We start from the raw sequence: 303 nt of genomic DNA, 5'->3' as shown, positions 1-303 counted from the left end.
ACTTATGATGTTTGATAAACACGCCAATCTCAAGTACAAGTTTGGGAATCGGCATTTCTGGGCAGAAGGTTATTACTTAAGCACAAGTAGGGCTTAATGAAGCCACAATTAAGAAATGTATTCAAGATGAGAGAAATTATCCAGTGGATGATTTCTTCACAAGTATGAAAATTTGGGAACGAGTAAAGCATGATATAGTACTAGATAAATGAATATGAGGATCCCCTTTAGGGATAGTGATAAGTAATACTAAAGCCTCTTTGAGAGGCAAGTGACGAGTCAAGAGCAATAAGGCTTGAACAA

At 36.6% G+C, this 303-nt stretch carries 1 pseudogene; it reads left to right on the top strand.

From position 1 onward, the window contains the following. A pseudogene (locus tag ADH54_RS12520) lies at positions 1-212 on the top strand (transposase); the annotation flags it as partial. Positions 213-303: the final 91 nt, after the last annotated feature.

The sequence above is a fragment of the Streptococcus pseudopneumoniae genome, assembly GCF_001072315.1.
GTDB classification, from domain to species: domain Bacteria; phylum Bacillota; class Bacilli; order Lactobacillales; family Streptococcaceae; genus Streptococcus; species Streptococcus pseudopneumoniae_R.
The sequence above is the reverse complement of the archived record's forward strand: the minus strand, read 5'-3'. Positions and strand labels throughout refer to the sequence as shown.